At 54.3% G+C, this 4,687-nt stretch carries 4 protein-coding genes, 6 tRNA genes and 1 rRNA gene; 4 read left to right on the forward strand and 7 right to left on the reverse strand.

Annotated elements, in window-relative coordinates; translation table 11 throughout:
- Positions 1-116 precede the first annotated feature (116 nt).
- From ACTQ3R_RS16120 to ACTQ3R_RS16135, 4 genes are all read left to right on the forward strand, one after another.
- Entirely contained in the window at positions 117-455 is a 339-nt protein-coding gene (locus ACTQ3R_RS16120; protein ID WP_441780184.1) for a plasmid mobilization protein, read from the forward strand.
- Between the two features lie 43 nt (positions 456-498).
- A complete protein-coding gene (locus ACTQ3R_RS16125; RefSeq protein ID WP_441780185.1) occupies positions 499-1,878 on the forward strand; it encodes a relaxase/mobilization nuclease domain-containing protein in 1,380 nt (459 codons plus the stop codon).
- A gap of 218 nt (positions 1,879-2,096) precedes the next feature.
- On the forward strand, positions 2,097-2,426 hold the full coding sequence (locus tag ACTQ3R_RS16130) for a DUF6809 family protein (protein WP_441780186.1): 330 nt from the start codon (positions 2,097-2,099) through the stop codon (positions 2,424-2,426).
- A complete protein-coding gene (locus tag ACTQ3R_RS16135) occupies positions 2,407-3,561 on the forward strand; it encodes a tyrosine-type recombinase/integrase (RefSeq protein ID WP_441780187.1) in 1,155 nt (384 codons plus the stop codon). Before ACTQ3R_RS16130 ends, ACTQ3R_RS16135 begins: the two co-directional genes overlap by 20 nt.
- 173 nt (positions 3,562-3,734) lie before the next feature.
- Here ACTQ3R_RS16135 and ACTQ3R_RS16140 read toward each other — a convergent pair.
- The 7 genes from ACTQ3R_RS16140 to ACTQ3R_RS16170 form a co-directional block, all read right to left on the reverse strand.
- Positions 3,735-3,810, reverse strand: a tRNA-Thr gene (locus tag ACTQ3R_RS16140).
- 55 nt (positions 3,811-3,865) lie between these two features.
- Positions 3,866-3,942: transfer RNA gene (locus ACTQ3R_RS16145), tRNA-Asp, on the reverse strand.
- Positions 3,943-3,991: 49 nt separating this feature from the next.
- Positions 3,992-4,067: transfer RNA gene (locus ACTQ3R_RS16150), tRNA-Trp, on the reverse strand.
- Between the two features lie 5 nt (positions 4,068-4,072).
- Positions 4,073-4,149, reverse strand: a tRNA-Ile gene (locus ACTQ3R_RS16155).
- Positions 4,150-4,210: 61 nt separating this feature from the next.
- Positions 4,211-4,286 (reverse strand) — tRNA-Asn (locus ACTQ3R_RS16160).
- 37 nt (positions 4,287-4,323) lie between these two features.
- A 5S ribosomal RNA gene (gene rrf / locus ACTQ3R_RS16165) occupies positions 4,324-4,439 on the reverse strand.
- A gap of 137 nt (positions 4,440-4,576) precedes the next feature.
- Positions 4,577-4,651 (reverse strand) — tRNA-Glu (locus ACTQ3R_RS16170).
- Positions 4,652-4,687 lie beyond the last annotated feature (36 nt).

The following is a 4,687-nucleotide window of genomic DNA, read 5'->3' on the forward strand; positions in this document are numbered from 1 at the left end:
TGATTACTGTCAGACCATTTACTCTCCCATTCTAACAGCTTCAGCTTTGAGATGGAAAAAGACGCGGCTGGCTGCCGCGCCTTAAACCGTAACTATATTGTAGGAGGTGAAAAAGTATGGCAATGCGGACCAGAAACCAGGTAATCGCCTTCCGGGTAACCCCAGCCGAGAGAAGGCAGATCAGCGCAAAGATCAAGCGCTCCGGGCTGAGCCAACAGGAGTATCTGCTGGATGCAGCCCTAAATCATCCTATCTATGTGATGGAGGAGCTCAAGCCAATCCTCTCGGAACTGCGTGCCTGGGGCAAAAACCTGAACCAGCTGACTGCCCTGGCCCATCAGGGGCGAGTTCAGACTGTCTATCTGCAGGAGCTTACCGCGGCCCTGGGAAGGACCTATGAGGCGGTCAGCACACTGGCGGAGAAAGGTCCGGTGATTCATCACGGCGACCTGTAGCTTCATCAAGGAACGCAAGCAGACGGCTGGGAGCATGAGGCAGGTGATCCAGTATATATCCCAGCCAAAGAAAACCATAGACGAGAAAGGCAACCGCTACCTGACGGGGGTCAACTGCGTGGCAGATGTGGCCATGCAGAGCTTCATGGCCACTAAACGCCTCTACGGAAAAGACACTGGCACCTTCTTCTACCAGTACACCCAGTCCTTTTCCCCGGAAGAAGAGCTTACTCCCGCCCAGGCCCATGAGATCGGTCTGGAATTGGCGGAGCGATTCTTCCCCGGCTGTGAGGTCCTGGTAGCAACTCATGTGGACCGGGAGCACCTTCACTCCCATCTGGTGGTCAACTCCGTCCATCCGGATACCGGGAAGAAACTCCATTTCACTCCCAGATCGCTGGAGCAGATGCGGAAGGTCAGCGACCAGATTTGTATGGAACACGGCTTGACCACTCTCAAACCATACCGGCAGGATCACCGGACCCGTGGTCTGAGAGCCGGGGAATACCGGGCCGCTATGCGGGGAGAGAGCTGGAAGTTTCAGCTCATCACTACGGTAGAGGCGGCCATGCAGCGTGCTGGCAGCCGGGAGGAGTTCATACAGGAGATGAAGCGTCGGGGCTACCAGGTACGCTGGGAGGAACGTCGAAAGCACATCACCTACATCACACCTACTGGAATGAAGTGCAGAGACGATAAGCTGCACGAGCTAAAGTTCAGAAAGGAGAATATGGAGCATGAGTTTGGAATACGAAACCAGGCAGCAAAACAGCGCCTTAACCGCACTCAAACAGCGGGCAGCACCGCCTGCTCTGACGGACCAGAAGCCCAATGTGCTGTACACCATGCCAGTACAGACCGTGGAGCGGCTGGAGGAGGTCCTGCGGCAGACCTTGGCGCTCCAAAAAACGATCCAGACATCCATGGTATCTCTGGCCACAAAAGAGAGCCTGGAGCCGCTGGCTACGGCGGAACAGCTCCATCAGTGGCTGGAGCAGACACAGGCCCTCAATCAGAAAACCCATCGGGCGATGGGAGAGATTCTCTCCGAAATGAGAGAGGAGCACAAACGGGATGGGAGGCAGAGAGACGAGTTTACCAGGGAACTCTCCGAGATCCGGACAACCTTTCAGAAGGATACCCAGGAGGCGATTGCCTCGCTCCGCAGATGGATCCCCTTCATTGTCATGAGTTCAGCGGCGGCGGCAGTACCGGTGTGCATCCTGATGTGGCAGACGCTGACATAACGGATGAGGTGCTTCGGCTGCTCTCCAGGCTGGAAGGAAGTAACGATGACTATGTTCTGGATGCTACCACCAGACATAGCCGAGGAGACCGAAAAGCACTGGCGAAAGAACAAAGGAAAAAGATTGCCCTGGGGCATAAGGAAGATGACCACGAGCAGGGACAGCAGATGATGTGACGTTGGGGCTCTGCACGCTCAAGTGCGGAGCCCTAAGCGTATTAAAAACTACATCGCTAATCAAAGAATAAGGGCGGAGAAAATAGTACGCCGTTAACAAAGATATCCGCAGAACCTTCTCCAGGCAATTGTTACTGTTCTGATAACTCTGCCTATTCCCTATGGCTATCCATCGGGAAAGCTGGTATTGTGTGTTGCTGCAAAGGAGGCGACACACGATGAATGACTACATGACTGCTCTATACCAGCGGTTCTTCCAGGAGCCGGACTTCACAGAGCTGGAGAAAGAAATTGAACAGACCCGACAGGAGGTGCGAGACTGTCTGGACAAGCTGCAGCGGCGTAAATTGATGCAGCTGGTGGATGCCCAAAACCTACTGCGGGAGAAAACCTCTCTGGCCAGCTTTATTGCAGGCTTTAAGCTGGCCTGGGGCATTGCGAAAGAGTTGGAGGCAGACGGTCTGTACTCTTTCGGCTACGAACAAGAACAGCGGGCTTGCAATGCAGCAGAACAGGAGGTGACACCTCATGGCAAAGAAACGGTCTAATGGAGAGGGCAGTATCAGAAAGCGGAAGGACGGCCGTTGGGAAGGGCGATACACCGCCGGGTATGATGCCAAAACTGGCAAGCGGATCATCAAGAATGTGCTGGGCAAGACCCAGGCGGAGGTCAAGGAAAAACTGAAAAAGGCTTTGGAGGAGTGCCAAGGTGTGGAGGTCAGCAAGGCAGCTGATGAGTACACCGTAGCCACATGGCTACGCACCTGGTACGAGCTCTACGCCAAGCCCAATGTCCGCACCGCCACGGCAAATCGCTATGAGCTCATCATCGAGCGCTACACCATTCCCAGGATCGGAACCATCAAACTAAAGAAGCTGACCACCCGGCACCTGCAGAAGCTCTACAAAGAGTTATTGGAGGACGGCAGAATACATGTTGGAAAAGGAGAAACAAAGGGACTGAGTACCACTACCGTCCGCAGTGTCCACCTGATGCTCCATGCGGCTCTGGAACGGGCGGTGAAGGAACGGCTCATCCCCAGGAATCCTACTGAAGATTGCATCGCTCCAAAGCCTCGCAAGATCGAGATGCAGATTCTTCCCTCTGAAGACATGCATACCTATCTGGAGGCAGCCAAGGCCCGAGACCTGCTCCCCATGTTCTATCTGGAATTGGTCAGCGGCCTTCGGAAAGGGGAGCTGGTCGCCCTGCGGTGGGATGATGTGGACATCCAGAACAAAACCATCTCGGTCAGCAAACAATATGTCCGCAACCCGGACGGCTCCCTGGAGCTCACCCGGCCCAAAACGGAAAACTCCGTACGCCTGGTGTCCATCCCGCAGACAGCGGTGGACCTGCTGATCCAGGAGCACAACAAGCACCCGGACAGCCCCTACCTGTTTCCCTCTCCCATCACCGGAGAACTATACCACCCAGATTCCGTAGTCAACCTCCACAAGAAGATCCTAAAGGACGCAGGACTGCCCCACATCCGCTTCCACGATCTGCGGCACACCTTCGCCACCACAGCCCTTCAGAACGGTGTGGATGTAAAGACGGTGTCCTCCATGCTGGGCCACTATGATACCGGGTTCACCCTCCGCACCTACACCCACGCTACACGGCAGAAGCAGGACGAGGCTGCAGCCACCATGGGAAACTTCATGGCACAGGTCATGTAGGGCAGAGAGAAAAAAGCCGGGCGGGAAGCGCAAACTTCCCGTCCGGCACTCTTTAGCCCTTTCCGCATGTGGGTCACGGTGTGGGTCAACCAACTGACCCACATTTTGACCCACATCAAAAAATCAAAAATTGCAACAAAAAAGCCTCGAAAGCCGAAGTTTTCAAGGCTTCTTGGAGCTGCTAGGCAGATTCGAACTGCCGACCTCATCCTTACCAAGGATGCGCTCTACCGACTGAGCTATAGCAGCATATCCGTCCCCCAAAAGGGGAACTATTTCAACAGCACAAGCTGGAATTGTTAAATGGCGACTCGGAAGGGACTTGAACCCTCGACCTCCGGCGTGACAGGCCGGCGTTCTAACCAACTGAACTACCGAGCCATTTAAGCAAGTCGTGAAGATATCAAAAACAGATTGCTCTGTAATACTCTGGCAGGGGCAGAAGGAATCGAACCCTCGGCACGCGGTTTTGGAGACCGCTGCTCTACCTGCTGAGCTATACCCCTATATGTGGTGGGCCTTCACGGGCTCGAACCGTGGACCGACCGGTTATGAGCCGGCTGCTCTAACCAACTGAGCTAAAGGCCCATAGCCGTGACCTATACTTTTAAAAAGCGGCTTGCCGTCATAACTGGCGGCAAGCCGCGCATGGCGCCACCTGTTGGACTCGAACCAACGACCCTGCGGTTAACAGCCGCATGCTCTACCGACTGAGCTAAGGAGGCAAGAAAAAGGGCCTGACCCGTTGGGTCGGGCCCTTTGTGTTGGCGTTACCTATCTTCCCGGTCCGTCTCCAGACAAGTATTTTCGGCAGAAGCGAGCTTAACTTCCGTGTTCGGAATGGGAACGGGTGGACCCTCGCTCTAATCAACACCAACTTACTTTCTTCTTGAAAAGAAAGTAAGCAAAGAAAACTCAAGTTTTTCTCTCCTTACCGTCTTCCCAACAGTAAGTATTATACCCAAAACTGTGACAATGTCAAGTACTTTTTCCAATTGGAAAATACTTTTTAAAATGGTGACCCGTACGGGAATCGAACCCATGTTTGCGGCGTGAGAGGCCGCCGTCTTAACCGCTTGACCAACGGGCCGTGTGGTGCGCCTTCAGGGATTCGAACCCGGGACCC

The sequence above is a fragment of the Lawsonibacter sp. LCP25S3_E2 genome, from assembly GCF_052117285.1.
In the GTDB taxonomy this organism is placed as follows: Bacteria; Bacillota; Clostridia; order Oscillospirales; family Oscillospiraceae; genus Lawsonibacter.

Bases quoted from the DNA above. Each gene is read 5' to 3' on its own strand.
- ACTQ3R_RS16120 (WP_441780184.1), top strand. From the start codon at position 117: ATGGCAATGCGGACCAGAAACCAGGTAATCGCCTTCCGGGTAACCCCA.
- ACTQ3R_RS16130 (WP_441780186.1), top strand. From the start codon at position 2,097: ATGAATGACTACATGACTGCTCTATACCAGCGGTTCTTCCAGGAGCCG.
- ACTQ3R_RS16135 (WP_441780187.1), top strand. From the start codon at position 2,407: ATGGCAAAGAAACGGTCTAATGGAGAGGGCAGTATCAGAAAGCGGAAG.